This window comes from Sphingomonas sp. HMP9, assembly GCF_013374115.1.
In the GTDB taxonomy this organism is placed as follows: domain Bacteria; phylum Pseudomonadota; class Alphaproteobacteria; order Sphingomonadales; family Sphingomonadaceae; genus Sphingomonas.
Genome location: NZ_AP022674.1, coordinates 17,934 through 42,963 on the forward strand (window position 1 = coordinate 17,934; position 25,030 = coordinate 42,963).

Annotated in this window: 27 protein-coding genes and 3 pseudogenes; 17 read left to right on the forward strand and 13 right to left on the reverse strand. The window is 63.0% G+C overall.

The genetic code is table 11. From position 1 onward, the window contains the following. Positions 1 to 147 precede the first annotated feature (147 nt). Both copD and copC read right to left on the reverse strand, forming a co-directional pair. Positions 148 to 1,053 carry a copper homeostasis membrane protein CopD gene (gene copD / locus HMP09_RS18090; protein WP_176501914.1) on the reverse strand — a complete coding sequence of 302 codons (906 nt, stop codon included), beginning with the start codon at positions 1,051 to 1,053 and terminating at the stop codon, positions 148 to 150. Positions 1,054 to 1,075: 22 nt separating this feature from the next. Then, positions 1,076 to 1,447: a copper homeostasis periplasmic binding protein CopC gene (gene copC, locus HMP09_RS18095; RefSeq protein WP_176501889.1), complete on the reverse strand. Its 372-nt coding sequence runs from the start codon at positions 1,445 to 1,447 to the stop codon at positions 1,076 to 1,078. Between the two features lie 125 nt (positions 1,448 to 1,572). On the opposite strand from copC, the gene HMP09_RS18100 reads away from it, so the two are divergent. The 8 genes from HMP09_RS18100 to HMP09_RS18135 all read left to right on the forward strand — a co-directional run bounded on the left by HMP09_RS18100 (position 1,573) and on the right by HMP09_RS18135 (position 7,659). Further along, positions 1,573 to 1,848: a hypothetical protein gene (locus tag HMP09_RS18100; protein WP_176501890.1), complete on the forward strand. Its 276-nt coding sequence runs from the start codon at positions 1,573 to 1,575 to the stop codon at positions 1,846 to 1,848. Further along, positions 1,845 to 2,285 (forward strand): periplasmic heavy metal sensor, encoded by a 441-nt coding sequence (locus tag HMP09_RS18105; protein WP_176501891.1) that lies wholly within the window; start codon positions 1,845 to 1,847, stop codon positions 2,283 to 2,285. Before HMP09_RS18100 ends, HMP09_RS18105 begins: the two co-directional genes overlap by 4 nt. After that, on the forward strand, positions 2,282 to 2,875 hold the full coding sequence (locus HMP09_RS18110; RefSeq protein ID WP_176501892.1) for an RNA polymerase sigma factor: 594 nt from the start codon (positions 2,282 to 2,284) through the stop codon (positions 2,873 to 2,875). Before HMP09_RS18105 ends, HMP09_RS18110 begins: the two co-directional genes overlap by 4 nt. A 43-nt stretch (positions 2,876 to 2,918) precedes the next feature. After that, the gene (locus HMP09_RS18115) at positions 2,919 to 4,886 is read left to right on the forward strand and encodes a copper resistance system multicopper oxidase (protein WP_176501893.1); all 1,968 of its coding nucleotides are present in this window, start codon (positions 2,919 to 2,921) and stop codon (positions 4,884 to 4,886) included. Further along, positions 4,883 to 6,070 (forward strand): copper resistance protein B, encoded by a 1,188-nt coding sequence (locus HMP09_RS18120; RefSeq protein ID WP_176501894.1) that lies wholly within the window; start codon positions 4,883 to 4,885, stop codon positions 6,068 to 6,070. The genes HMP09_RS18115 and HMP09_RS18120 overlap by 4 nt, the downstream gene beginning before the upstream one ends. Positions 6,071 to 6,136: 66 nt before the next feature. Beyond that, on the forward strand, positions 6,137 to 6,694 hold the full coding sequence (locus tag HMP09_RS18125; protein WP_176501915.1) for a DUF305 domain-containing protein: 558 nt from the start codon (positions 6,137 to 6,139) through the stop codon (positions 6,692 to 6,694). An 83-nt stretch (positions 6,695 to 6,777) separates the two neighbouring features. Then, positions 6,778 to 7,152, forward strand: coding sequence for a DUF305 domain-containing protein (locus HMP09_RS18130; RefSeq protein ID WP_176501895.1), 375 nt, complete (start codon positions 6,778 to 6,780; stop codon positions 7,150 to 7,152). Positions 7,153 to 7,209: 57 nt separating this feature from the next. Beyond that, positions 7,210 to 7,659, forward strand: coding sequence for a DUF411 domain-containing protein (locus HMP09_RS18135; RefSeq protein ID WP_232090912.1), 450 nt, complete (start codon positions 7,210 to 7,212; stop codon positions 7,657 to 7,659). Positions 7,660 to 7,998: 339 nt separating this feature from the next. On the opposite strand, the gene HMP09_RS18140 is transcribed toward HMP09_RS18135, so the two are convergent. From HMP09_RS18140 to HMP09_RS18165, 6 genes and pseudogenes are all read right to left on the reverse strand, one after another. Next, positions 7,999 to 8,826, reverse strand: coding sequence for an IS5 family transposase (locus HMP09_RS18140; RefSeq protein WP_176501896.1), 828 nt, complete (start codon positions 8,824 to 8,826; stop codon positions 7,999 to 8,001). Positions 8,827 to 8,859: 33 nt separating this feature from the next. Continuing rightward, entirely contained in the window at positions 8,860 to 9,171 is a 312-nt protein-coding gene (locus HMP09_RS18145; RefSeq protein WP_232090918.1) for a transposase, read from the reverse strand. A gap of 67 nt (positions 9,172 to 9,238) precedes the next feature. Next, positions 9,239 to 9,547, reverse strand: coding sequence for a hypothetical protein (locus HMP09_RS18150; protein WP_176501897.1), 309 nt, complete (start codon positions 9,545 to 9,547; stop codon positions 9,239 to 9,241). Beyond that, positions 9,544 to 12,782: pseudogene (locus HMP09_RS18155) on the reverse strand (efflux RND transporter permease subunit). Before HMP09_RS18155 ends, HMP09_RS18150 begins: the two are co-directional and overlap by 4 nt. Further along, positions 12,779 to 13,932: pseudogene (locus HMP09_RS18160) on the reverse strand (efflux RND transporter periplasmic adaptor subunit). The pseudogenes HMP09_RS18155 and HMP09_RS18160 overlap by 4 nt, the downstream one beginning before the upstream one ends. Further along, positions 13,929 to 15,197: a TolC family protein gene (locus HMP09_RS18165; RefSeq protein WP_176501898.1), complete on the reverse strand. Its 1,269-nt coding sequence runs from the start codon at positions 15,195 to 15,197 to the stop codon at positions 13,929 to 13,931. The pseudogene HMP09_RS18160 and the gene HMP09_RS18165 overlap by 4 nt, the downstream one beginning before the upstream one ends. 194 nt (positions 15,198 to 15,391) lie before the next feature. Between HMP09_RS18165 and HMP09_RS18170 the strand changes: the two genes are divergently transcribed. After that, entirely contained in the window at positions 15,392 to 15,688 is a 297-nt protein-coding gene (locus HMP09_RS18170) for a hypothetical protein (protein WP_176501899.1), read from the forward strand. Here HMP09_RS18170 and HMP09_RS18175 read toward each other — a convergent pair. Continuing rightward, positions 15,667 to 17,007: an MFS transporter gene (locus HMP09_RS18175; RefSeq protein WP_176501900.1), complete on the reverse strand. Its 1,341-nt coding sequence runs from the start codon at positions 17,005 to 17,007 to the stop codon at positions 15,667 to 15,669. The genes HMP09_RS18170 and HMP09_RS18175 overlap by 22 nt on opposite strands. 93 nt (positions 17,008 to 17,100) lie before the next feature. Here HMP09_RS18175 and HMP09_RS18180 point away from each other — a divergent pair, with 93 nt between their 5' ends. Next, positions 17,101 to 17,373 (forward strand): metal-sensing transcriptional repressor, encoded by a 273-nt coding sequence (locus tag HMP09_RS18180; protein ID WP_176501901.1) that lies wholly within the window; start codon positions 17,101 to 17,103, stop codon positions 17,371 to 17,373. Here the strand turns inward: HMP09_RS18180 and HMP09_RS18185 are convergent. Then, positions 17,368 to 17,759: pseudogene (locus HMP09_RS18185) on the reverse strand (YkvA family protein). The gene HMP09_RS18180 and the pseudogene HMP09_RS18185 overlap by 6 nt on opposite strands. 153 nt (positions 17,760 to 17,912) lie before the next feature. On the opposite strand from HMP09_RS18185, the gene HMP09_RS18190 reads away from it, so the two are divergent. The 7 genes from HMP09_RS18190 to HMP09_RS18220 all read left to right on the forward strand — a co-directional run bounded on the left by HMP09_RS18190 (position 17,913) and on the right by HMP09_RS18220 (position 23,594). After that, entirely contained in the window at positions 17,913 to 19,256 is a 1,344-nt protein-coding gene (locus tag HMP09_RS18190; protein ID WP_176500306.1) for a transposase, read from the forward strand. A gap of 411 nt (positions 19,257 to 19,667) precedes the next feature. After that, positions 19,668 to 20,819: a sensor histidine kinase gene (locus HMP09_RS18195; protein ID WP_176501902.1), complete on the forward strand. Its 1,152-nt coding sequence runs from the start codon at positions 19,668 to 19,670 to the stop codon at positions 20,817 to 20,819. Beyond that, a complete protein-coding gene (locus tag HMP09_RS18200; protein WP_176501903.1) occupies positions 20,797 to 21,255 on the forward strand; it encodes a response regulator in 459 nt (152 codons plus the stop codon). Before HMP09_RS18195 ends, HMP09_RS18200 begins: the two co-directional genes overlap by 23 nt. Positions 21,256 to 21,836: 581 nt before the next feature. Continuing rightward, positions 21,837 to 22,013, forward strand: a complete 177-nt coding sequence (locus HMP09_RS18205) for a hypothetical protein (protein ID WP_176501904.1) — start codon at positions 21,837 to 21,839, stop codon at positions 22,011 to 22,013. Next, on the forward strand, positions 22,010 to 22,222 hold the full coding sequence (locus tag HMP09_RS18210; protein WP_176501905.1) for a hypothetical protein: 213 nt from the start codon (positions 22,010 to 22,012) through the stop codon (positions 22,220 to 22,222). The genes HMP09_RS18205 and HMP09_RS18210 overlap by 4 nt, the downstream gene beginning before the upstream one ends. Continuing rightward, a complete protein-coding gene (locus tag HMP09_RS18215) occupies positions 22,216 to 22,635 on the forward strand; it encodes a GNAT family N-acetyltransferase (protein WP_176501906.1) in 420 nt (139 codons plus the stop codon). Before HMP09_RS18210 ends, HMP09_RS18215 begins: the two co-directional genes overlap by 7 nt. Then, a complete protein-coding gene (locus HMP09_RS18220; protein WP_176501907.1) occupies positions 22,632 to 23,594 on the forward strand; it encodes a tyrosine-type recombinase/integrase in 963 nt (320 codons plus the stop codon). Before HMP09_RS18215 ends, HMP09_RS18220 begins: the two co-directional genes overlap by 4 nt. A 39-nt stretch (positions 23,595 to 23,633) precedes the next feature. Here the strand turns inward: HMP09_RS18220 and HMP09_RS18285 are convergent, their stop codons facing one another. The 3 genes from HMP09_RS18285 to HMP09_RS18235 form a co-directional block, all read right to left on the reverse strand. Beyond that, a complete protein-coding gene (locus HMP09_RS18285; protein ID WP_197942511.1) occupies positions 23,634 to 23,933 on the reverse strand; it encodes a helix-turn-helix domain-containing protein in 300 nt (99 codons plus the stop codon). A 66-nt stretch (positions 23,934 to 23,999) separates the two neighbouring features. Further along, complete coding sequence (locus tag HMP09_RS18230) at positions 24,000 to 24,320, reverse strand: XRE family transcriptional regulator (protein WP_176501908.1); 321 nt, start codon at positions 24,318 to 24,320, stop codon at positions 24,000 to 24,002. After that, positions 24,317 to 24,679 carry a type II toxin-antitoxin system RelE/ParE family toxin gene (locus HMP09_RS18235; protein WP_176501909.1) on the reverse strand — a complete coding sequence of 121 codons (363 nt, stop codon included), beginning with the start codon at positions 24,677 to 24,679 and terminating at the stop codon, positions 24,317 to 24,319. Before HMP09_RS18235 ends, HMP09_RS18230 begins: the two co-directional genes overlap by 4 nt. Positions 24,680 to 25,030 lie beyond the last annotated feature (351 nt).

The window sequence follows — 25,030 nt, forward strand, 5'->3', positions numbered from 1 at the left end:
CTCCTTCGACCCGAGGGTATGTAGGGTCTAACACCATGTCAGGGTCAAGGCCCGTTGTCGGCTATTCGCGATAGGGTCGCACTATATGCTACGCGGCAGGCGCGGCTTACCCTCGAATATGCGGGCCAGACGGCGATCATCGCGGCCTTACATGGCCGAGGCGGGGGGTGCGAGGGTGCCCAGCCACGCTACCAGTCCCAGGATCAGGATGATGCAGGCAGTTTCGACCGCCAGGCTGGCGCGTAACGTGCCGAGCGCGCCGCGGTGATCGTTGCGGGCAATGGACCGCGCGAGTGCCGGCGTAAGCCGGAAGCGGTTGAGGGAGGCAAGGCCCAGCATGAGGGCGAACAGGACCAGCTTTGCGATCAGCAGGCGACCGTAGGGTGTCCCGCCGAGGGTCAGGACATTGCCAGGTCCGACGAGCAACCAGGCGTTGACGAGGCCGGTGACGACGATCGTCCCCACCACGATCATTCCCATCGTCCCGAACCCGTGCAGGGCGCGGTGCGTCAGCATGAGATGAGGCCGATCGACTTGGGCGGGCGGGCGCGTGACCAGCAGGACGAGCCCCAGCAGCGCACCCACCCATACCCCGGCCGCGAGAAGGTGGAGAATATCGGCGACGAGGTGTACCCAGCCGATCGGGCCTTCGTCCATCGCGCCGTGCCCGGTCCATGCGAGCGTCGCGAGCGCGATACCCGAGGCGAGCGCGACCAGGCCGAGGCGGAAAGCACGCCCAGCCGCGACCAGGGCAACCACCGCCGCCACGACCAGCGCAGCCATGCGCGCTTCCCATGCCGTGCCCGTCGCGGACCCGGAGAGCAGCACACCGATCGCGTCGCGGTCGATCGGCCAAGGAGGCGTGCCCGCCATTGAGGCGGCGAGTAGCACAAGCGCGACGGCCGAAAGTAGCAGGCCAAGGACCGCGCTCCCGGCCAGCCAGGGCTTGAGCGCGAGCGTTTTCCCGCGCTCGCCGGCGCGCAGAGCGTAAAGACTGAATGCCGACAGGCCGAACAGCCCGCTCAGCACCCCATAGAGCGCGAAGCGGACCATGATCGGCCAGTCGGCATCCACCTTATTTCACCGCAAAAGCATAGTTTCCCGCGACCCGGTGCGTATCGACCGAGACGACGTGCCACGCGACGCTATAACTGCCCGTGGCGAGCGGCCCCTTCGGCGTAACCATGAGCGTGCGGCCGTCCGTGCCGACCGCCGCGATGCCCGCGACCTTTATTGGCGGATGGGATTTACCGTCATGCGCCGTCATCATCAGGTCCGCGCCCGAGAAGTTCGGCATCAGCTTCTCGCTGAAATGCAGATCGATCCGGCCGGGCATGGCGACAATGGCATTCGGCGCTGGCGTTGCGGACAGGAGCTTGGGATGTGCTTGAGCCGCGCTCGCCAAGCAGACGAGCGAAAGTGCAGCGGTGATAGCGACGCGACGCATAACGGTTACTCCTTGGTGTTCCCACGTTCCTACGCAGCCCGGCCGCTGATCCCTCGCCCCAACTTCAAGTGAGGGATGATGGGCAGCGCCGCGTAATCGATGGTAGAGGGGTGGGAGTGGACAGTATGGACGACCTGGACAGAGCATTGGCGAGGCTAGCGGGGGTACCCGCCCCGGCCGCGCTCGACGGCCTCGAAGCAAGAGTGCTCGCGCGGATCGGCGCGCGGCCGACCGTAGCCAAGGCCGGGTTCGGGATCGGCGTCGTGACAACGATCGCGGCGCTGGCAATTGGCGTCGTAGGTGCAGGAATGCCCGCGACCCCAGGACGGGCAGCAACGCTAGGCCCTCTTGGCGGCAGCTCCTCGCTCGCGCCCTCGACCTTGCTGATCGGGACCCCGTGAGTTCGACGGCGCGCCTATTCCTCTGCATCGTGCTCGCCTTCGCAGCGGCGATCAGCGGGGTCTTTGTCGGGCGCGCGCTGTTGCCCGCGCCCAAACAGCCGGGAACCGAGCTGCACCAGCTGTTGCATCACCGCATGGCGCTCGACGCGAACCAGCAAACGCGTTTGACGGTATTGGAGCAGCGGTTCGCGGTGCAGCGGCGAGCGCTTGAGCTGCAATTGCGCGCCGACAACGCCCGACTCGCCGAGGCGATCGAGGCCGAGCATGGCAACGGCCCGCGTGTCACCGCCGCAGTCGATCAGAGCCACGCCGCAATGGGCGAATTACAGAAGGCGACGCTGGCCCATATCTTCGCCATGCGTCAGCTCTTGCAGCCCAATCAGACCGCCGCGTTCGATCAGGCGGTGGTGAAGGCGCTCACCAACGATCAGCAGTGAGTCTCGATTGGGCGGCGCTGACCGATGGCGAGCTGGCGGCGCTCAGCATCGCGGGCCGGCAGGCCGCGTTCGTGGAAATCATGCACCGCCATCGTCAGCAGGTTTTCCGGCTCGCACGCGCTTGTATCGGCGACCCCGATGAAGCCCTTGATATCGTGCAGGAGACGTTCGTCGCGGCACATCAGGCGCTTCCTCGCTACGACGGTGAGCGGTCGATGAAGGCTTGGCTTTCCACCATTGCCATCAACAAGTGCCGCGATTGGGCGAGAAAGCGCAAAGTGCGGCGCTTCCTGGCGTTCGCCATGCCAATCGACGGTCAGGTCGAAGCCGTCGTAGACGACCAGGTGGCGATCGACGATGCCGCGGCCGATAGGCAGGAGCTGGACCGGGTAACGCGTGCCATCTCGACCTTGCCAATGAACTTGAAGGAAGCGCTGGTGCTCCGCACGATCGAGGGGCTTAGCCAGGTGGAGACCGCCGGCGTGCTATCGATCAGCGAGAAGGCGGTTGAGACTCGCCTCTACCGGGCACGTGCGCGTCTACTCGAAAAAATGGAGCGGAGCCAAGGGGTAGAGCGCGGGGCCGCGTAGAGGAAGGATACGGGGCTGCTATCGGCCCATTCCAGGAGTCTTCATGTCGCGCGTTCTAGATCGTCGCCAGCTTTTACGCGGAGCTGCGGTCGCGGGAAGCGGCCTCGCCTTTTCTGCCTCTATGCCGGCATGGGCGCAGCCCGTGTCGGGCGGAATCGTGAAGCCGCTTCCCACCGTGAGCGGCACCGAAATCGCACTGACCATCGATCGCTTGCCACTGATTATCGACGGCAAGCGAACGCCCGCGATCGGCGTCAACGGCACCGTGCCCGCCCCGCTCATCCGGTTGAAGGAGGGGCAGAACGTCCGGCTTGCGGTATCCAACAAGCTCGACGTAGACAGTTCGATTCATTGGCACGGGCTGCTGGTCCCGTTCCCGATGGACGGCGTGCCGGGGATCAGCTTTCCCGGCATCGCGCCGCGCTCGACCTTCATCTACGATTTTCCGGTCAAGCAGGCCGGCACCTACTGGTATCACAGCCATTCCGGTGCGCAGGAGCAGGAGGGGCTTTATGGTCCGATCGTGATCGATCCGGCCGGCCCCGATCCGGTCGCGTTCGACCGCGAACATGTGATCGTGTTGGCGGATCACAGCCCGATGCACGGCGACGAGATCTTCCGGAAGCTCAAGCAGCGGGCCGATTATTTCAACTACCAGAAGCAGACCCTGGCGGGACTTGTCGCCGGCCGCGATCAGCCGCTGAAAGAGCGGCTGCAATGGGGCCGGATGCGAATGGACCCGACCGACAACTCCGACGTGACCGGATCGACCTACACCTACGTCATCAACGGCTATGGTCCTCGCGACAACTGGACCGGGCTGTTCACCCCTGGCGAGCGGGTGCGGCTGCGCTTCGTCAACGCGTCAGCGCAAACGACCTTCAACGTCCGCATTCCTGGATTGCCCATGACGATCGTTCAGGCAGACGGGTTGAATGTGCGACCGGTCGAGACCGACGAGTTCCAGATCGCCGTCGCAGAAACCTATGACGCGATTGTGATCCCCGGCGACCGGGCCTACACACTCGTCAGTGAGGCGATGGATCGATCGGGCCTTGGGCGCGCGACGCTCGCGCCTCGCGTCGGCATGAGTGCACCTGTTCCCCCGCTTCGTAACCGTCCCGTCGTCACCATGAAGGACATGGGGATGGGCGACATGGCTGGGATGAAGGGCATGGCGCGACCGTCCGCGACGCGCGGTGCCGATCCCACGGCCGAACAGAACGCATCGGCAAAGCTCGCCCAAGCGACCGGATGGAGCGCCGCGGCCGGAGCATCGATCAGCTCGCCCACGAGCGGCGCGGGCATGACCAGCATGTCTGGGAGCAGCGAGAATCCGATGCCCGGCATGGCTGGAATGGACCACGGTCAGATGGCCGCAGGCGGCATGGCCGGGATGGACCATAGTCCGATGAGCGGCATGTCGGGCCAGGGCGGGATGGGCGGGATGGATATGTCCATGCGCGACCCGAAGAATGCGCCCGGCGTCGAGATGGGGCCGGGCGTGCAGACCATATCGCCCATGCCGACCGATCGCACCGGCGAGCGGCCGCAGGGCCTGGAAGAAGCCGACCACCGGGTTCTCACCTATCGTGACCTTGTGTCGCTGACGCCTAACCCGGACGTGCGCGCGCCGAGCCGGTCGCTCGACATTCACCTGACCGGCAGTATGGAGCGCTATATGTGGTCGTTCGACGGGGTAAAGCTCAGCGACCCCGCCGAGCCGATCCCGTTCCGCAACGGCGAGCGGGTGCGGGTGAACCTCATCAACGACACGATGATGCCCCACCCGATCCACCTTCACGGCCACTTCTTCGAGTTGGTGACGGGTCACGGCGACCATGCGCCGAGGAAGCACACCGTCAACGTCGCGCCGGGCGGCAAGGTGACTTTCGACCTGACGGCCGACGCGCCCGGCGATTGGGCATTCCACTGCCACAATCTCTACCACATGCTGGCGGGGATGATGCGTGTTGTGACCGTCCGGCCTATTGAGGGAGGGGCGGCATGATGCGCGCGTCCACCATTTTTGCCGCGACAGCCGTAGTCTGCTTCGCCGCGCCCGCCCTGGCGCAGGACCATTCGATGCAAGGGATGAACATGCCTGGCATGTCGATGCCGGCTGCGAAAAAGCCAGCGGCCAGGAAACCGGCAACCAAACCCGCCGTGAAGCGCAAGCAGCCGACCCGTATGACGCGCGCGAAAGCGGTTCCCCCGAAGCCCGCGCCGATGGAAGGCATGGACCACGGCGCGATGCAGGGAATGGATCACTCGACCATGCCCGGCATGGACCATTCGACGATGCCGGGGATGACCATGCCCGCCCAAGGCCCGCAGCCCGCCAAGGGCGAGCAGTCGATGCCGGGAATGCAGATGCCCGGCGACGCCCATGCGGGCCACACCATGCCTGGCATGGCGATGGAAGGGATGGCGCAGACCGGAACGGCGTTGCCTGCCGGGAACGCGCCACCCCCGCCCGTCCCGACCGATCATGCGGCCGATCACGTCTATGGCGCGGACGCAATGATGATGGGGCGTCACCATCTTCAACAGCATCACGGGGGCGGCAACTTCTACCAGATGATGTTCAATCTGGCGGAATATCAGTTCCGGAATGGCCGCGACGGCTATCGTTGGGACGGCGAGGCTTGGTATGGCGGCGACATCAACCGCCTGTTCGTCAAGACTGAAGGCGAAGGCAGTCTCGGCAAGGGCGTCGATAGCGCCGAGGTGCAGGCACTCTACAGCCGCGCGATCGGCCCCTATTTCAATCTACAGGTCGGCGTCCGTCAGGACTTGGGGCCGTCTCCCAAGCGTACTTATGCAACAGTCGGCTTCGAGGGGCTGGCACCGGGCCAGTTCGAGTTTTCCGGTGCGGCGTTCCTGTCCAACAAGGGCGACCTGCTAGGCCGACTTGAGGGCTATTACGACCAGCGCGTCACGCAGCGGTTGATCCTACAGCCGCGTGCCGAGCTTAATTTCGCCGCCCAGGACGTGCCGGAGAACCGCATCGGATCGGGCCTTTCCAATGCCGAGCTGGGATTACGGCTCCGCTACGAAATTCGGCGCGAGTTCGCTCCCTATGTCGGCGTGTCATGGGATCGGAAAGTTGGCGACACCGCACGTTTCGCCCGCGCGTCAGGCGAGGATGCGACAGCCCGAAGCATCGTCGCAGGCATTCGTGTTTGGTTTTGAGCAGTCGGGGCGACCCCAGCAGCAGGGAAGAGCATGATGGAAGATCACAAAGGCAAGATGATGGGGATGGGCTACGGCCGCTTCGCCGCGATGATAGCCACCTCGACCGTGGTGATGTTCGGCCTGATGTACCTGAACACCTACGCGTGGAGCCATATCGAATATAGCCAGACCCGCATGTGGATGGCCGTCGTCATGGGGGCGACAATGGCTGTCATCATGCTCGGCTTCATGTGGTCGATGTATAAGAACCGGAGCGTCAATCTGGCGATCCTGGCCGGCAGCGTCATCGCGTTCGCGCTCGCGCTGTGGCTGGTTCGCAGCCAAGAGACGGTTGATGACGTGAGCTACATGAAGGCCATGATTCCGCATCACTCGATTGCGATAATGACAAGTGACCGGGCGCACATCAAAGACCCCGAGGTTCGCAAGCTGGCGGACGGGATCATCGACGCTCAGGTTCGCGAGATCACCGAAATGAAACGGTTGATCGCTCGCCTTGAAGCCCACCCGACGCCGGACACCGCACCGGACCTCCCTTCCTATCGCGACAAGCAGGTTCCCCCACCACCGCCCGAGACTGACGAGAGTGCCGGCGTCAATACGCTACAGCCGATCAACTGAGCGGTGCGCCTTCGGTCGCGCGAGTGGAGTGAGGGGTAATTTCCCGGCTCGCGTAAAAGGCTGGAGCAACCAAGGAGAACGTAATGCGAATTACAGCAATATTTGCGGGCCTCGCGCTGATCGCCGCGCCCGCCTTTGCACAGCAGATGCAGGGCATGGATCACGGCAGCATGACCGGCATGGACCATCAGAAGATGATGGCCGGCAATCCTTACGGCCAGGCCGAAATGGATATGCACCAGAAGATGATGGCCGCGAAGCAGGGCGACGCGGCCGAAATGTGGACCCGCAAGATGATCGAGCATCACCGCGGCGCTATCGCCATGTCGCGCGTCGCGGTGCGCGACGCCAAGGACGCCAAGACGCGCCGCATGGCGCAGATGACGATCACGAAGCAGGAGAAGGACATTGCGGAGCTACAGGCTTGGCTTCGCAAACACGGTAAGCCCGCCCAATAACCGAACGTACGTCCTGCCCGCCTCTTGCTGGGGCGGGCAGGCTTTCAGGAGCCGACGATGACCCGACCCTTTCGCGCCGCGATAGCCGCGATCTTGATGGTGCTTCCGGCAACGGCAATGGCCGCGGTCGATATTGCCATGCACCGCGATCCTGGTTGCGGCTGTTGCGAGAAATGGGCGGCTCAGGTCCGCCAACAGTTCGGGCGCACGGTGCAGATCATCGACGATGCGAACCGCGTCGCCTTCCACCGCCGCTTCGGCGTGCCGACGCAGCTTGCGTCCTGCCACACTGCGATCATCGACGGCATGGCGTTCGAGGGACACGTCCCGATCGCTGACATGAAGCGCGTGCTGGCGCAGCATCCGCAGGGGGTGCGCGGCTTGGCCGTCGCCGGAATGCCGATGGGTTCCCCCGGCATGGAGGTCGCAGGCGTGAAGCCCCAAGCCTATGACGTGATCGCGTTCGGCCCGAGCGGCCAGCGCGTCTATGCCCGTCACGGCAGCTAGGGCTCACTGCACGAAAGTGAGCTTTACGTACGCTAGGCGCGAACGAAAGGCGAACGGCGAGGATTGGTGGACGGGTCTCGGACCGCTTTTACGCAGATGGAGGGCTAACGCGGCCTTTTTTTGGGGTATCACAACCGTTCGAGACTGTTGAAGAAGTCAGTGGCAGGATGGACGTTGCCACAGTAGGCCAAGGCGACAAAGAATTAGCAGCCGGCCGGCTTGATCACGCTGGCGCTACCCGATTGGCTAGCAACTGGAGGTTGTAGGCTGCTGCCGCCATTGTGAACTCTTCGGCGGCGCCCTTGAAGCCTCTGAGCTTCAACGATCTGAGAGCCCGACTCATAATTCGAGCTTTGTTATACGGCGCGTCATTCGCCTGATGGATGAGATGACCATCCACGCTTCGGACGATGCGATGGAGACTTCCCAGTCCTTGGCAAGGCGTCGACACCGGTTGAGCCACGCCAGGGTGCGTTCGACGACCCAGCGGCGGGGGAGAATGACAAAGCCCGCCAGGTCGGACCGTCTGATGATTTCGATCGTCAGCCGATCAATGTGCGCGACTGCCGCTTCGAGTTTCTGCCCGGCATAACCGCCATCGGCGAACAGCCTGGTAAGGGTGGGATACGCGTCGCAGGACCGCTCGATCAGGCCCGGAGCCCCGTCGCGGTCCTGAACATCGGCACCATGCACCGTGCCTTCCAGCATGTTGCCGAGCGTGTCGGTCACGATGTGGCGTTTGCGCCCTTTGATCTTCTTGCCGGCGTCGTAGCCGCGCGGCCCACCGGCCTCGGTGGTCTTCACCGACTGGCTGTCGATGATGCCTGCGCTCGGTTCGGACCTGCGGCCTTCCGCGACCCTTACCCATGCTACCAGCACCGCGTTGACGGCATCGAGCAGGCCGTTGTCGCGCATCCGGTAGAAATGATACTGCACCGTCGTAAACGGCGGGAAGTCCTTGGGCAGCTGCGCCCATTGGCACCCCGTCGAAGCGATATACTGGATCGCATCCCACAAGGTCCGCGCCTTGTGCTTGCGCGGCCGTCCCACCTTGGAGGTCCGCCTCAATAACGGCCGGATGACAGCCCATTCTTCATCGGTGCAGTCGCTTGCATAGCGCAGCCCGCTTCTGTCATGCTCGCGCCGAGCGGTTTTGGTCCAGCCCATGTGATCCTCGTGGTCTTCGCAAACCCCGGTGAATCACAAGCCACTGAAATCGCTCAACTCAATTTTCGGTCGAGCTCTGAGGTTCAGGTTGCGTTTGAGGTGCCCGAACACGCGCTCGATGCGCTTTCGTTGCTGTCGCGACCGTGCGTAGGCCTCGGTGTTCGCAAGTGCGCGTACCTGGTCGCGGGCGTCCTCGGTAACAAGGCGGGTGACGGCGCGCTGCCTCGCCGTTGTGCACTGCGGTTTAAGCGCGCACGCGGCGCAGTCCGCGGACGGCTGCGATAGGCACGGACCTGGCTCGCACGGACCGTGCCGCGATAAGTCAGCAGCTTGTCGCCAGGGCAGCGGTAAGCGTTGGTGTCAGGATCGTACCGGAAGGCGAAGAACTCGTCGCGCTGGCGGGTGCGGTCGATTAGCCGAGCGCGCCGAGCTGCCCGAGCAGCCGGATTATTCCGAGACGCTGGGGCTGATATCGAACAATCTCACCGCGACCGCGCAGCGGCTCGATGCGCTGACCAAAAAATGCGGTGCAGTCGATGACGCCCGCCAATATCGCCGATCGGATCGTGGCGGCGCAGTTCGAGGCGATTGTCGTGGACGACAGGATCATCAACGCGAACCGCGAGACGATCGAGAGATGCAGGAAAGCTGCGACGAAGGCGCGCAAGGTGGCGCGCTGCACGATGAACGTGAGCGCGCCATAATCCACTGCCCAGCTCAAACAGTAGTTGCTTGCAGCGAGTCCATTCCTTTTCCTTCATTTCGTCTCTCGATGTATCGGAACATCATTGCCGAGATCGCGGGCAACACCAGTAACGTCAGTGCCGTCGATGTAATGAGGCCCCCAATTACGACCGTCGCCAACGGTCGCTGGACTTCCGCGCCGGTGCCAGTCGCGAGCGCCATCGGCACGAAGCCCAGGCTGGCAACGAGTGCCGTCATTAGCACCGGACGCACCCGTTCCATTGCGCCGCCGGAGATAGCACCGTCGATCGCTTCGCCACCATCTAGGCGCTTGCCGATGGCGCTCATCATTACCAGGCCGTTGAGAACCGCGACACCGGACAGCGCAATGAATCCGACCGACGCGGTAATCGAAAACGGGATGCCTCGGAGCACTAAGGCAAAGACGCCACCAGCTAGCGCCATCGGCACCGCCGTGAACACAACGATAGCAGGGCCGAAGCCGCCAAGCGCCATGTAGAGCAGACCAAAGATCAGAACGAAGCAGATCGGCACCACGATCGTGAGCCGTTCTCGTGCGGATTGCAGGCTCTCGAATTGCCCGCCCCAGGCGGTGAACGTCCCGGCAGGCAAAGACACGTTCGCAATCTTTGCCTGCGCGTCCGTGACGAACCCACCAAGGTCGCGTCCCCGAACATTGGTCTGTACAACCACCATCCGCTTGCCATTTTCACGGCTGATTTGATTCAGGCCTTCTGTATAGGTGAACCGCGCGACTTCGCGTAGCGGGATCGAACGCGCGTTGCCCGCCCCGGCATTGGGTAGCATAACGGGGATCGACCCCAGCGTCTCGATATCGTCGCGTTGCGCGTCGGGGAGCCGAACGACCACATCAAATCGTCGATCGCCCTCAAAAAGCAACCCGGCTTGACGCCCGCCAAGGGCCGCCGCGACGGTGTTGGCGACTTCCTCGACGGACAGGCCGTAGCGTCCCGCAGCCTGACGATCGACCTTGATATCGAATGTGGGGCGCCCGAGGTCTGTTCGGCTTGCACATCGGCCGCTCCCGGAATCGTGCGCAACACGCCGGCGATACGCCTCGCCGCCTCGCTCATAGCGTCGAGATCATCGCCGTAGAGCTTGACCGCCACGTCCGAACGGACGCCGGCGATCAGCTCGTTGAAGCGCATCTGGATCGGTTGCTGGATTTCGGTTCGGTTGCCGATCAGCGGTTTCATCTTCGCTTCGATACGGGCGAGGATATCTGCTTTGGTGTTGACCCCATCAGGCCATTCGCTCTCAGGTTTGGGGATGACGTAGGTGTCCGATGCGTTGGGCGGCATGGGATCGGTACCGAGATCGGCGTTGCCGTTCTTCGAGAATACCAGCGCCACCTCAGGAAGCGATTTCAACGCATCCTCGATTTTGAGCTGCATCTGCGTCGATTGGTCGATTGAAGCCGACGGGATACGAAAGTTAGTGACGGTGATATCCTTCTCGTCGAGCTGCGGCATGAACTCTTCGCCCAGTGTGCCAAACAACAGCACCGCGAGCGCGAACACCCCCACGCCGCCGACCACGAACGGCAGCGGTCGAGCGATGGCCTTGGCGAGCGCAGGCGCGTATTTGCCCTTGAACCATCGGATTGGCTTCACTTCGGTTTCGCTGACCTTGCCCGTGATGACGAGCGCGATCATCGCCGGAATAAAAGTGATTGAAAGCACGAATGCCGAAGCAAGCGCCACCATCAGCGTAACTGCCATCGGCGCGAACGTCTTGCCCTCGACACCTTGGAAGGTCAGCAGCGGCACGAACACGAGAAAGATGATGGCTTGCCCGTAAACTGTGGGGCGCACCATTTCCTGAGCTGCAAGCGTGGTTTCTTCCAGGCGTTCGTGGCGGGTGAGCAGTCGGCCTTCGTGTTCCTGGCGTTCGGCGAGGCAGCGTAGCGCGTTCTCGACGATGATGACCGCGCCATCGACGATCAGCCCAAAATCGAGCGCGCCCAGGCTCATCAGATTACCCGACACGCCCAGTTCGTTCATGCCCGCTGCCGTCATCAGCATCGTGATCGGGATTACCGCAGCCGTGATAAGCGCTGCCCGGATGTTTCCGAGCAGCAGGAACAGCACGACGATGACGAGGAGAGCACCTTCGACAAGGTTCTTCTCGACCGTCGCGATCGTGGCATTGACGAGCTTGGAGCGGTTGTAGGCAGGTTCAGCGACCACATCGGGCGGCAGGGCCTTATTAATCTCGACCAGCTTGTCAGCGACGCGGTTGGCAACAATCCGACTGTTTTCTCCGGTGAGCATCAGAATGGTCGAAATGACCGCTTCCGAACCCGACTTGCTGCCCGATCCTGTGCGAACCGCGCCCCCGATCACAACCTGTCCGACATCGCGCACGCGCACAGGAACCCCGGCACGCGTGGTAATCACCGCATCCTCGATATCCGAGATCGAGCGCAACCTTGCATCAGCGCGGACGAGAAAGGATTCGCCTGCGCGACGCACATAGTTGGAGCCGGCCGAGAGGTTCGACCGCTCCAACGCATCGGCCAGTTCCGTCACGGAGACCCCGTAAGCGGCGAGCGAGGACAGGTTCGGCTCGACGACATATTGCTTCACATAGCCGCCGTTGGAATCGACCCCGGCGACACCCTGCACCGTCCGCATTTGCGGGCGGATGATCCAATCCTGCACCGTGCGCAGATAGGCCGCTTTGGCGAGCGACGTGGTAAGCGTCTCCCCTTCCGGCGTGAGATACGCTCCATCGGGTTGCCAGCCGGGCTTGCCCGCCTGTGTCGCTACGCCCTTCCCGTCAGGATGAGCGAAGGCGACGCTGAACATGAAGATTTCACCAAGGCCCGTGGTGAGGGGGGCCAGCTGAGGCTGGACGCCGGCAGGCAGCGCATCGGCCGCTTGCGCGAGCCGCTCCGTCACCTGTTGGCGCGCGAAATAGATGTTGGTGCTGTCCTTGAAGACGGCCGTGACTTGGCTGAATCCGTTGCGGGTCAACGATCTCGTCATTTCGAGACCGGGAATGCCAGCCAGCGCCGTCTCCACCGGGAACGTGACCTGCTTTTCCATATCGACCGGCCCGAGCGTTGGCACGAAGCTGTTGATCTGGACTTGCCGGTTGGTAACGTCGGGCACCGCGTCGATCGGCAGCAGGGTGATTTGCCAAGCGCCGAACAGCACGAGGAGGAAGGTTGCAAAGGCGACGAACCAACGTGCCCTGACCGAGAGGCCGAGGATGCGCCTGATCATTCTGCCGACTCCTTGCCGAGTTCGGCCTTGAGCAAGAACGCATTGGTGGTGGCGATCGGCGTGTTGACGGCGAGGCCGGCGACGACCTCGACCATGCCGCCGCTGCGCGTCCCGACGCGCACCGTCTGCGCCTTGAAACCTTGCGGCGTCCGCACGAACACCACCGTCCGATTGCCGAGGGTCTGGACCGCATCCTGGGGAACGGTGACGCCGCCGCGCGTTTCTCCCCCGCTGGCGAATATGCGGGCGCGGGCGATTTGCCCCGGCACGAGGGTGCTGCCACCGCCGGTTGGCGTCACCACCACCGTTGCCTGCCGCGTCTCGGGATTGACCACCCCGGTTGCCGAGCGGACCCGACCTTCGATCGTCTGCCCATCGTTCGTCGTAAGCTCGACCCGATCGCCTTCCCGCACTCGACCAGCATCAGCCGGAGGCAAGCTCGCCTCGATTTGCAGGCGGCGCGGATCGGCCACCCGGAATAGCTCGGTTTCAGCCTGGACGAATGCACCGAGGTTCCCCGGCGCGGACGTGATCCGGCCCGATATCGGGCTTACCACCGCCACGGAACGTCCGTCGCTCGCGACCCGTGCCGCCCCTGCGGCAGCGCTTGCGCGCCTTGCATCGGCCTGAGCGACGGCGAGATTGGCTTGTGCCGTCTCATAGTCCGCGCGGGGGATACGCCTTGATCCAGTAGCGTTCGTTCGCGCGCGAGCTGGCGGGAGGCCAGCGTCACCCGTGCCGCAGCCGCGCTGCGATCGGCGACGATTCCGGAAGCATCGCGGCTTTCGACGAGCGCGATCGTTTCGCCAGCGCGCACCGGATCACCAATCCGTTTGAATATGCGGGTGACGGTGCCAGCAGCACGGGCTGTCAGAACCGCTTCCGCATCGGGGGCTGCCTTGACCGTGGCGGAGGCCGGTATCGCTGCGTCGATTCCGCCGCCTGTGGCGGGCGCGACCGTGATTTCCGAGGTGCGAATACCGTCAGCCGTAATAACGATGACGTCAGGAGCAGCAGCGGGCTTTGCTTCTGCTGTTTCGACGGCAGGTGCGGACGGGGCGGTCAGACGGGCAATCCCGAAGCCCGTGCCCGCCGCAAGAACCAGCCCGATCGCAGCACCGGCATAAAGCCTGTTATTATTGTCGGTCATTGAATCGGTTCTCCGGCGAAGGTGCGGCCTGCCAAGCGAGCAAGGCTCGCGCGGGCTTCGAGACGGGCAATGCGCGCATCGAGGACGACGCCCCGCGCTGCCCCCAGGCCGTGTCTAGCGGCAAGCAATTCGACCAGCGGTGACTTTCCGGCCTGGTAGGCGATCCGCGCGAGCCGATATGTTTCGTAGGCCGTTTTCATGGCAGTGTCGGCCGCGGCCACGCGCGCGTATGCGGCTGTCAATTGTGCCACTCCAGCCTGTGCCGCCGCTTGGGCATCGTAGCGCGCCATCGCTAGTCGTGCATCGGCGGCGCGGAGTTCGGCTTGGGAGGCGGCGATGTTGCCGCGGTTGCGGTCGAAAATTCGCAGCGGGATCGAGACGCCGGCGACGGCCGCCGTGGCGTTGTCAAATTCGAGACGACGGACGCCGACAACGGCGGTGACATCGGCGTTGGTGCGCTTGCGTTCAGCCGTTACCCGGCGTTCGGCTGCGTCCCTTTCGGCCCGCGCCGAGAGATAGGTTGGGGCCTGTAGCGGGTCGATGGCCACCGCGATCGAAGCGCTCCCATCCTGATCGAGCAGCGATTCCGACAAGCCGGTATAAGGCTGTTCGACTCCGGCGAGCGCCGCAAGCCGGGCATAGGCCATGATGCGGTTCGCCTTGGCGAGATCGAGTTCAGCCGCAAGCGCATCGATCGCAGTTTCCGCCTGTAGCGAGCGCAGCCGGGCTTCCTTGCCCGCCCCTACTAAGGCGCGCGCGGCTCGTAGATCGGCCGTGGCTTCCTCTACCTCGTCTTCCGCGAGGCCAATGCGGCGATCCGAGATTTCTGCCGCCGCGTAGGCGCGCGCCAGATCATAGGCGTAAGTGACACGCGCATCGAGGTCGCGCGCACGCGCCGCAACGATACCAGCTTCTCCGGCCGCGATCCGCGCCGACCGCTTGCCGCCGATTTCAAACGGCTGGCTATATTGGAATGTCGTCTCGGCACCATTGAAGCCGCGATAGGGCGAGGAACCCGCCACATTCTCCGTTAATACACCGATCGTTGGATTAGGACGAGCACGAGCCTGTTCGGCGACACCTTGCGCGCGCTCGATTTCGGCTTCGCTTTCGGCAAGACGCGGGGCCGTGGTGCTCTGTCGCAGGAGAGCGGCGAATGGTGGTGCCGTTTGAGCACCTGCTGGGCTTACCAACGCTACGATCGAAGTCGCAGCCAGCAAGCCGGCGACCGCGAAGCGCGGCAGCCGGCCGATAAAGGCAGTCATGATATATTCCCTTTGAAGGCCGTCGTTCGATGCGCCGAAGGGGCGCGGAATCAGCTTCGCGGGGGTCGCAGCAGGGAGGTGGGATCGAGCGATCGTCCGAGAGTCATGGGCACTATCGACCAGATTGTTCGGATTGCGGGCATCGCGACCGTGAGGGCAATCGGAGGTGGGATATCTATCCCTCCCAGCACCGCATGAGCACTCAGGTGGATCGTATCTTCCGGGGCAGGCTGATGATGATCGCCGTCGTCATGGTCCAGTACCAAGGCATGGTCGGCGTCGTGAACATGGGGCTTGGCATCGTGCCACGTCGTCAGGCCGGACATCATCAACAGCGCCAGCACGGCCAGCAGCGTCGCGATCCGACGCCGCGCTTCAGTAGCATTGGCCCGCAAAGGATGATGGGCGGCAGTTCGCACGAATGCCGGTCTATCTCTCGAAACCCGGTGCGACAAGAACGAGCAAGCGTTCACCGTCGTGGCCAGCGTTGATGGAGATCGTCGATCACGAAGGCGTGCGCTCGCGCTTCATTGCCATGAAGCTCCCGCAGATGGGGATGGTCGGGCGCGAGGTCGCGATGATCGTGCTCAAGGGAGTCGGGATCGGCGCTGGGCCAGAGCGAGAGTGCCGCGATAGTCCCGAGCGCGGCAAGTGCCGCCATCGTGGCGAAGGCCGCTGACTGCCCGACATTGGCACCGAGCTGTCCGACCAGCGGGTAGCAAATCAACCAGGCACCATGACTGAGTGCGAATTGAGCGGCGAAAAGCGCCGGGCGATCGTCGGGATTGGCAGACCGGCGCAGCAGCCGCCCGCCGGGCGTGACGCTCATAGAATAGGCGATTCCGAGTGTGAACCACCCGACGAGCAGGATATGCCAGTAGGCGGGCGCACGCTCAAAGCTGGCGGTGAGGGCCGCAAGCACGGCAAGCCCAACCGTCATGGCTGCCGCCGCCCCGATCATGATCGTCCGATCGGAGATACGATCGAGGATACGGGGCAAGGTTAGCGCCGCGAGGATCGAGCCGCCGCCGAATGCCGCCAGCGTAAATGCCACGTCGCGTTGGGTAAGCCCGAGGTTCCCGCGCACGATGACGACGGTGTTGACGATCACCATCGAGCTGGCCGCAGCAGAGGCGAGCGTGACCGCCAGCAGGCCGCGCAGGCGAGGTGTTTTAAGGTAGATGCGCGTGCCGCGTGTTGTCTTGGCGTAAATGCCCCCCGCGCGTTGTTCCGATTTGGCGGCACGCGGCAGCACGCTCGTCACCACCAGCAGCGCCGAGCAGAGGAAGCCGATGGCTGTCCCTGAGAACAGCCAATGAAAGTTGATGACCGTAAGCAGGGCCGCAGCCAGGATCGGGCTGGTGAGACTTTCCATGTCGTAGGCGAGCCGGGAAAGCGACAAGGCGCGCGTATAGTCGCGTTCTTCCGGCAGCACGTCGGGGATGGTCGCCTGAAAGGTTGGGGTGAAAGCGGCCGAAGCAGACTGTAGAACGAAGATCAGCACATAGACCTGCCAGACCTGATCGACGAACGGGAGGCAGATCGCGACGGCCGCGCGAATGATGTCCATGCTGACGAGGAACGCGCGCCGGGGAAGCCGATCAGCGAATGCGCCAACGATCGGCGCGACGCCAATATAGGCGATCATCTTGATCGCGAGCGCGGTCCCAAGCACCGCGCCCGCACTGCCGCCGGCAATGTCATAGGCAAGCAGGCCCAACGCGACAGTCGCCAGACCCGTCCCGACGAGCGCGATCACTTGTGCCAGAAACAGATGGCGATAGGTGCGGTTGGCGAGAACGGCGAGCATGGAAAATCCTGTCGGAAGTCGCCTCCCCTATCCCCTAGGGGGGATATGTCAACGCATGGTGGACATGGTGCCGACCCGGTGTGAAGGAAGGGTATGAGCGACAATCATGTCCATTCGAGCCACCCCGCCATCGTCAAACGGCTCAACCGCGCCGATGGTCACTTGCGCAGCATTGTGGAGATGATCGAGGCCGGGCGGCCTTGCGTCGATATCGCCCAGCAGCTTCACGCGGTCGAGCGCGCAATCGCCAGCGCCAAACGCGCGCTCATCAACGATCACATTGACCAATGCCTCACCGACACTGCCGCCGGGGTTGGGGCCGGCAAGGCGATCGAGGAGTTCCGGACGATATCGAAATATCTATAGTCGAGCGAACCACTTAACCGCACGCGAAATATGCGGCCATGCCCACCATGTCGCCACGGTGAGGCCCAGGCCCCACGCCGCAACGATGATGACGATGGCGACCTTGCTGGAGGGTCGGTCGCGCCGCAACGCCGCAGCCGCGCGGAACTCGCTCAGTAGCGGCGGGGGAATCAGGCGGACCGCGAGAGCAATCCCGATCGGCACGAGGATCAGATCATCGAGATACCCGACAACAGGAATGAAATCGGGAATGAGGTCGATGGGCGACAGCGCGTGAGCGGCGACAGCGCCGGCGACGGAGGGGTCCGCGGATCGCGCGCGGCCAGCCACAACGCGATCACGTCGCGTTTCAGGCGTCGCGCCCAACGCTTAATGCTTTCGAGCATCGCGAAGTCATAGGTACACCTAGCTGACGTGTCGCCTACATGCGGACTGGATTGGGCAATGGTGTCACAACCGGTCGAGACTGTTGAAAAACCCGCGCTTGCGATAGCGGTGAGGGCGTGATTCACTGCGGGAGAGTGGCGAGGAGCGCGAGTATGATGGGTCGGCAGGTGGCGCAGGGCGCGCTGTTTTACGGGTTCCGGCTCGACGATCATGTGCCAGCCGACCACCTCCTACGTCGCATCGACGGGCTGCTCGACTTCAGCTTCGTTCGCGAGGCGCTGGCGACGAGTTATAGCGCGAACGGGCGACCCTCGATCGACCCGGAGCTGATGCTGCGGATGCTGCTGGTCGGCTACTTGTTCGGCATCCGCTCGGAACGGCGTCTGTGCGAGGAGGTGCATTTAAACCTCGCCTATCGTTGGTTCTGCCGGCTTGATCTGGCCGACCGGGTGCCCGACCACTCCACATTCTCCAAGAATAGGCATGGTCGCTTCCGTGCCTGCGACCTGCATCGCCTGCTGTTCGAGCAGGTGGTCGCACGGTGCGCTGCGGCCGGGCTGGTGGCGGGCCGCAATGTGGCGGTAGACGGCAGCACGATCATGGCCGATGCGAGCCGCGAGAAGAAGCTGAAGGGGGCCGATGCCGCGGACGAGCTTCGTGCCATGGAAAGCGTATCACGGCCCGTCGCCGAATATCTGGCGGCGCTCGATACCGCGTTGCCGCCAGATCCCGATGAACCGGCGCCTGTCGATCCAGCCAGCATCTCACCAACGGACCCGCAGGCGGCCCTTACCTGCAAGCACGGGCCGGCGCGCTACGCATACGCCATCAACCCGCTGCTGGACCTCGACACCGACTGCATCCTTGATGTGGAGGCCACGCCCGCACGCTTCTCGTCGGAGGTCGCAGCGACCCGCACGCTGGTTTCACGTGCCGGCACCAGGCTGGGCATCGCGCCCGAAAGTCTCGCGGCCGACAAGGCGTATGGCAGTGGCCCACTGCTCGGCTGGCTACTCAAGCGGAACATCACGCCGTACATCCCGGTCATCGACCGCAGCCGCCAGCGCGACGCCTTTTTAACCCGCGATGCTTTCCACTACGATCGCGAGGCCGACGCCTATCGCTGTCCGGCGGGCAAGCAGCTCAGCTACTGCGGCACCAGGCGCGCCAGTCAGGTCCGCGTCTACCGAAGCCATGTTGCCGATTGTGCTGGTTGCGAACTGAAATCCCAATGCACCACCGGTCGAAAGCGCAGCATCAGCCGCCTCGTCAGCGAGGATGCCCGCGACACCGTGCGCGCCCTTGCCGGCACCGACGCCTATGTGCACGCGCGGCGTCGAAGACAGCGGATCGAGCGCGTGTTTGGCCACCTGAAACGCAACCTGAAGCTACGAACACTTAAGCTGCGTGGCCTGTCAGGAGCTACTGAGGAGTTCACCATGGCGGCTGCGGCCTATAACCTCCAGCTGCTCGCCCGGCAGGTGGCGCCGGCCTGATACGAGCGCATCTTGCGGTGCCCGGCGTCGCCAGCCATCCGCTACGCCGTCACCACGCAAGCCTTTTTCAACAGTCTCCCTTGGTTTTGACACTGGGCGATTGGCTGCAATCGGTGGAAAACGCCTAGGCAGCTTTTCGGAGCCGACGGGCGGAGTCAGGACCTTCGATTAAGTAGTGCGGCGTCGCGGTACCCCGTGCGGCAACACTGAAACGTCAAACCACGAGTCCAGGACCCGCCGCTTTCGCGAGATGCACGCAATTTGCCGGCGTCGCGCCAAACGGCGTTATAGAGTCGTGCGCTTGGTCCGCATGTGTTATCTGTCGCAGATATCCGCGCAAATTGACGGTACGCATCTCCCCGGTCACCTGGCTTTCGCTTCGCGAGCCTCCGGTCTTACGAAGGGTAAGCAATGGCTACCCGGCCCCCAAACGATCTTGAAGACGCGGCTGTAAGCCTGACGCTGGCAGTCATTATTGCATCCCCGTCCCCGTTATTGCTGCTCGATGAAAATCTTGCCGTCGTGGGCGCGAGCGACTCGTTCTGCGAGGCATTCGGAATCGATCGGGCTACGGTAACGGGATGCGCACTGTTCGGCTTGGGCGCCGGGGAATGGGACGTCAGTCAGCTGCGTGCCTTATTGAGCGCGATAACCGCCGGCACACCGCAGGTCGTCGCATTGGAGATGGAACTCGAGCGCCCCGAAATTGAAGCACGATGCTTGATCATCACCGCACGACTCCTTGCGTATGAGGATATTGCCCAGCCGCGGGTTCTGTTTGCGGTCGCCGATGTGACGGATGCGCGCACCAATACAAAGGCTAAGGACGCGGCTATCGAGCACCTCGGCGTGCTTCTGAACGAGGTTCGGCATCGCGTCGCCAACAGTCTCCAGATCATCTCGGCCGTGCTGCTGCAAAACGCGCGGCGGACGATGTCGGCTGAAACGCGGGACCACCTGAAGGATGCGCATAATCGCGTAATGGCTGTTGCAACGCTCGAACGGAAACTCTCGGAATCTCCGAACGGTGGCGAGAGCGTCGAACTACGCACGTATTTCACAGATCTTTGCAAAAGCATCGCCGCATCCCTGATAAGCGACAATGACCATATTGCGCTGGTCGTAAAAGGTGGTGGACATGTCCCGTCGAGAGTGTCGGTCAGTTTGGGCCTCATCGTTACCGAACTGGTAATCAACGCACTGAAACATGCCTTCCCCAACGGTCGTGTCGGTAGGATCGAGATCGGCTACCAGGCTCATGGGCCGAATTGGACGCTGTCTGTCAGAGATGACGGGGTAGGAATGCCAAAGGAATTGCCCCTGACCCGAAGCGGGCTTGGCACCAGCATCGTTCAAGCCCTTGCCAGACAGCTTGAGGCAACAGTCGAGACGGTTCCTGCGGTACCAGGCACCACAGTTTGCATCGAGCACGTCCAGGTCGCGCTGGTAAGTGACCATGAGCCCGAACGTGCTCCCGCGATCTCCCCTGCCGAGGGGCTTTCGAGTGGGGAGCGCAATGCATCAGAAAGGTCGATCGCCAATGGATGCGCCACACTCCGCTGATCGCGGAAAAACGCTGATGATTGTGGAGGACGAGGTCCTTGTCGCAATGACGCTGCGCGATGAGTTCGAAGCCGCGGGCTTTCATGTTCTCGACTTGACTGACCGCCACGAACAGGCGGTCGCCGTTGCCCGCGAAAGCGCCCCTGACCTTGCGCTCGTGAACATTCAGCTGCGTGGCCGGGACGATGGAATCGGCCTGGCCAAGCATTTAAAAGCCCTAAAAATACCCGTGCTGCTGATCAGCGGGCAGGTTAGCCGTGCGCAATCTGCCAAGACTGTAGCTGTCGGATCGATGCCCAAGCCCTATAGCGCAGACGATATGGTCGAGGCCGTCACGTACCTCCTGGCTCATCTTCGTGGCGACGAGTCGCTGCCCCGCCCATCTGGGCTGGAAGTGTTCGACGAAACCACCGACAAACTAGAGGCGGCTCGATAGCAACGACTTTTGAGGATTGCGTAGAGCGGCCGGGCCGCACTCAGCCAACAGGGTCCAGATAATAAAGGGGTCGGTTCCGGGAGAGGGCGGAAAAGCACCCTAACGATATAAGTTCGGTTGATCAGCGGTTTACGAGGACCGTCCCAGTCGAACACATGTCTGTTTAGGACAGATCTTGGCCGCTAAAATCCGCCATTTCTCGACTGAAACACGGGATAGGTTCAACTGGGACATTGCAAACCGGCTTAGCGTGTCATTCCGCCCCCTGCCGGAACCGACCCCATAAAGCGTCCTAACGGGGCAGATTTGAGATATCGATCCGCATCGGTGGATTGAGCCAGTCTGGCTCGTAATATAAGTGGCAATCCTATGACGGTGTCAAACTGAACGGTGTGACACCAGCCCTTTTGACCTCGCAGAAACGGTCGTTCGCGGGAAGCGTCGACAGGGCAGTCGCAGCCAGCTCGCCCCAATCCCGAGCAGCATCTCAAAACCGTCTCCTGCATCGAGGCAGGATTCACACGCTCCACTATCTATGATAATGTCCTTTATCGGATGTAGAAATGAGGTAAAGAGCGGTCATGAATAGCTCCGAGGATCCCAAACCCCTCCCGGTCATCCAAGAGGCCCGTGCGCTGGCATTGATGCGCGGCGCGCTTGTCCTGCTTGATGAGGCGGGAGCGACGCTTGCCGCCTCCCGGCTTCAACACGCTATCGACACGCTCGATCCGCCACAGCCGGTTGAGCCCGAAGAATGAGCGCTTCGCCTTACCGCGTCCAGCTCACTCCACGGCCGATCGTCATCGATGCAGCCGGCCTGCCCGTCGCCAACTCGCACGTCGTCGAGATTACATTCCCCGGCGACGCGATCGAGACGATGCAAGGCCGGGTGAACACGATCGTCGGGCCGGGGGTCGCGAAGATCATTGTTGGCGATGCGACCGTTCGAGGCGTGCCGCTGTGTTGAACATCCGCCTTGCCGAACCCACCGACTTGGCTGCAATCGCAGCGTTCGATGCCTTTCCGGGTGATCGCATCATCGAGATCGTCGAGCGCCGCATGCTCGTCATCGATATCGACGGCCGGGCGCAGGGCTACACCTCATGGCAAAAGAACGGCTGCATTGGTAAGGACTATGTCAACAAGCTGGTCGTCAGCGAGGCCTGCCGGGGCAAGGGCTTGGCCAAGCAACTGATTGCGGCACTCAATACGGTTTTGGTCGGCAGGGTGTTTATTTCTACGCCCGCCAACAACATCGCAGCTGTCGGATTGCTGGATGCCACCAGCTGGGTGCCGGCAGGTGAGATTGTAGGCCTTCTTCCTCTCGGAGAAGCCGAGGTTTTCTTTTACAAAGACTTGTGGCCGGAGCAGGCGTCATGAACCAGCTCGTCGCCCTGCCCTCGCCTGCGTTCGTGCTGCCGACATTGGTCGCCGCAGCCGGCGATCGTGCGCAGCTCCGATTCGTCGAGTTCTTCGCCGTCACCATCCGCAACCCGCATACCCGACGCGCCTACGCGCGGGCTGCGGTCGAGTTTCTGGCATGGTGCGAGGTGCGCGGCGTGGCGTCGATGGCTGAGGTACAACCGCTTCACGTTGCAGCGTGGATCGAGCAGCTCGGGCGCGAGGTGAGCGCGCCGACCGTGAAGCAGCGGCTCGCCGGCGTCCGTCACCTGTTCGACTGGCTGGTAACGGGTCAGGTCATACCGACGAATCCGGCCGCATCCGTGCGTGGACCAGCGCACAGCGTCCGGCGCGGCAAGACACCGGTGCTGGCACCCGACGAGGCGCGGCGGTTGCTCGACGCGATCGATGTTGCCACGCCGGGAGGGCTTCGCGATCGGGCGCTGATAGGGTTGATGGTCTATTCGTTCGCGCGGGTCGGCGCGGCGCTGGCGATGCGCATCGAGGACGTGTTCGTACAGAACCGTCGTTTGTGGGTTCGGCTGCATGAGAAAGGCGGCAAGCGCCACGAGATGCCATGCCATCACAATCTGGAGGAGTATCTGATAGCCTATATCGATGGGTGCGCGCTGCGCGAGGATCGAAAAGGACCGCTGTTCCGCACGATCGGGCGCGGCACCAAGCGATTAAGCAATAGCCCCCTGCCCCAGGCCAGCGCGTTCCAGATGGTTCGTCGCCGTGCCAGCGCGGCCAAGATCGAAACGGCGATCGGCAACCACTCGTTCCGCGCAACTGGGATCACCGCCTATCTGAAAAATGGCGGGACGCTGGAGCGGGCCGCAACAATGGCGAACCACGCCTCCACCCGCACCACCCAACTTTACGACCGCCGACCCGATGACGTGACGCTCGACGAGGTTGAGCGCGTGCTGATCTGATATACGAGTATACCCGTATACAGGCTTGTCGAGTGTGTATTAGATAAGTACGTCCAACCCGTGTTTCTGGACGACGGCCAGCAATCGACGCGCGACGCCGTTAGGCTTCATGGCTCCAGCTTCCCACCGTCGAACCGTGCCGGGGCTGACGTTGAGGAGGTGTGCGAACGCTCTTGGCCCGGCGTCGTTGTCCTCGCGGAGCCGTCTTATGTCCGCCGGAGAGAAGATCGGCGGCGGGGGCGGATAATCCTCGATTTCGGTCAGGAGCGCTGCTCGGAATGCTGGGTCCGCCTCGACTCGGGCGCGCACCGTATCATCGAAGTTGCGGGTGAGAGCCATCACGATAGTCCTTTGGTCGTTCACCTGCTCTTGTTCGAGACCGCGTGACGCGCCAATCGGTGCGGTTCAGGCCGCGGCCGTGAAGTTGCCAATCTCGACCGACCGATCGGGGAAGGTCGCGGTGATGTGCAGCTCGCCGCCCATCGCCGCGATCAGGTCGCGCAAGGTGCTGACCTTCATGTCGGGGCGGCGGACGAGCTTCGATATGGCGGGCTGCTGCACCTCCATCACGTTTGCCAGCTCCTCCTGACTGATACCCAGCCCCTCGCGCAGCTGTTCGAGGCTGACCATTTCAGCCGTCAGTTGCGTTTTGCGCGCCTCGTTACGCGCGCGGCGTTCGGGGCTCCAGTCCTTCGTGAGATCGGCAAACGGGCGATGTCCGCTCATTTCAACAATCCTTCCTGCCGCAGTTCCTTCAAATGCACGTCGTAGAGGTCGTCCGCGACCGGGATCATCCGCTCGTAGAAACGGTCGTCCCCGGTCTTGTCGCCCCCGATCAGCAGGATCGCCGATCGCCGCGGATCGAAGGCGTAGAAAATACGCAACGGCCGTCCTTCGCTTTGAATCCGCAGCTCGCGCATGTGCGAATGCCGCGAATTGTTGATCCCCGACGAGTGCGGGAAGCGCAGGCTTGGCCCCTGCCCGAGCAGCAGATCGACCGTGAAGTCGATCGCATCCTGGTCGGCTTCGCTCAGGTCTACAAACCAGCCGCCAAACTCGTCGGTATTCTCAACCTCCCAGTTCATTGGCGTGCATATTCCATACGTGGAATATAAGCGGGATTGCTTGCCAGATCAATAAGGGCCAGGCGCGCCCATGCGGGCCGCGCTCTATCTCCGCTGAAGCTCCGACCGAGCCGCCTAGCGGCGTCTCGTCCCTGACGGGCAACGATCGCTCGCGCGACGCGGGGCTACACCGTCGGGACCGCGCACAAATGGCTTGAGACAGCCGGCGCGCCGCTATGCCCAATCTTGGGCCATGGCGCATGCGGCATGATCCGCTGATGGTGACGACGATTCAGAGCAGTGATGCTCCCCCTTTCCTTTAGTATACTGCATCAGTATACAAGTATAAGATTATACCAGTAGGAGGGTAGC